Origin of the sequence: Gilliamella sp. wkB108 (genome assembly GCF_001690195.1) — a bacterium.
Taxonomy (GTDB): domain Bacteria; phylum Pseudomonadota; class Gammaproteobacteria; order Enterobacterales; family Orbaceae; genus Gilliamella; species Gilliamella apicola_L.
Genome location: NZ_LZGM01000058.1, coordinates 1 through 1,853, shown reverse-complemented (window position 1 = coordinate 1,853; position 1,853 = coordinate 1). Strand labels below are relative to the sequence as shown.

Here is a 1,853-nt window from a genome sequence, read left to right as displayed (position 1 = left end):
AATGATTTAATCAATTTAAATGCCGGTAAATACAAATCAGAGCAAGAAATCCAATTTAAAAAAGAGATCATCAAAGGTCAAGGTTGGCCAGAATGGATGGTAGAAGCCTTTAATGCAACGTCACAAGAAGAGTTAGCAGAAATCAAACAAAAGTATAATGTTAAACCATAATGAGTAGCTTGGATACTAAGTAAAATAATAAGGAGTAAGGGAAAACCATGCCATCAAAATATCGTCCACAGGTTCTAGGTTGGATTGGTGATTTAGATAAAGGAACTCAATATATAACGGGTGCCGATGATCGCTTACTTTATGCCAATGATAACTATTGTGCTTTTATTCGGAAAATAAAATCAGATCAGATTTTTTATTTATGTATTAGTTTAATTGCATCAATTTTATTAATTTTTATTATACCTGTATCAATATATTTACTTACATGGTTATCATTAGAATCTAATGATTCTAAAATTATGTTTGTTGTTCTATTGGCAATCATCATTTGTTTTTTTGCTTTGTATTTATGATTCCTGAATGCTATCAAAATCTGTTTACACGTCGAGGTAGTCCAATTATTTTTAACCGTAAAACTGGTAAAGTGTATGTGAATGAAAGTTATTTTTTTAATTTTAAATCTTTACGAAATCCGCTTACCTTTTTACACCCAAACAAAAAGCGTATTAAAGAGTATGATTGGGCATATTTACAAGGGGTAGTGGTACATAATTTTTCCAATTATTCGCTGAATACGACCATATTAATGGTTTGTAAGCCCCATACCCATAAAACAATTGACCATATCCTGTTTGATCCATTACGCATCGGTGTAGGGAGTTATATGGTCTGGGGTTGGGTGAATAATTTTATGTGTTGTAATGATTTAATCAATTTAAATGCCGGTAAATACAAATCAGAGCAAGAAATCCAATTTAAAAAAGAGATCATCAAAGGTCAAGGTTGGCCAGAATGGATGGTAGAAGCCTTTAATGCAACGTCACAAGAAGAGTTAGCAGAAATCAAACAAAAGTATAATGTTAAACCATAATGAGTAGCTTGGATACTAAGTAAAATAATAAGGAGTAAGGGAAAACCATGCCATCAAAATATCGTCCACAGGTTCTAGGTTGGATTGGTGATTTAGATAAAGGAACTCAATATATAACGGGTGCCGATGATCGCTTACTTTATGCCAATGATAACTATTGTGCTTTTATTCGGAAAATAAAATCAGATCAGATTTTTTATTTATGTATTAGTTTAATTGCATCAATTTTATTAATTTTTATTATACCTGTATCAATATATTTACTTACATGGTTATCATTAGAATCTAATGATTCTAAAATTATGTTTGTTGTTCTATTGGCAATCATAATTTGTTTTATCCTTGCTTTATATTTAATGATTCCTGAATGCTATCAAAATCTGTTTACACGTCGAGGTAGCCCAATTATATTTAACCGTAAAACCGGTAAAGTGTATGTGAATGAAAGTTATTTTTTTAATTTTAAATCTTTACGAAATCCGCTTACCTTTTTACACCCAAACAAAAAGCGTATTAAAGAGTATGATTGGGCATATTTACAAGGGGTAGTGGTACATAATTTTTCCAATTATTCGCTGAATACGACCATATTAATGGTTTGTAAGCCCCATACCCATAAAACAATTGACCATATCCTGTTAGATCCATTACGCATCGGTGTAGGGAGTTATATGGTCTGGGGTTGGGTAAATAATTTTATGTGTTGTAATGATTTAATCAATTTAAATGCCGGTAAATACAAATCAGAGCAAGAAATCCAATTTAAAAAAGAGATCATCAAAGGTCAAGGTTGGCCAGAATGGATGGT

The 1,853-nt window shown here is 31.4% G+C and carries 3 protein-coding genes; all 3 read left to right on the top strand.

Features of this window, described 5'->3' with window-relative positions:
- The first annotated feature begins 218 nt into the window (after positions 1-218).
- Complete coding sequence (locus A9G11_RS05820; protein WP_065618561.1) at positions 219-527, top strand: hypothetical protein; 309 nt, start codon at positions 219-221, stop codon at positions 525-527.
- Entirely contained in the window at positions 524-1,045 is a 522-nt protein-coding gene (locus A9G11_RS05815; RefSeq protein WP_065618560.1) for a DUF6708 domain-containing protein, read from the top strand. The genes A9G11_RS05820 and A9G11_RS05815 overlap by 4 nt, the downstream gene beginning before the upstream one ends.
- Positions 1,046-1,092: 47 nt before the next feature.
- A partial coding sequence (locus tag A9G11_RS05810; RefSeq protein ID WP_065618559.1) for a DUF6708 domain-containing protein occupies positions 1,093-1,853 on the top strand: 761 nt, incomplete at its 3' end.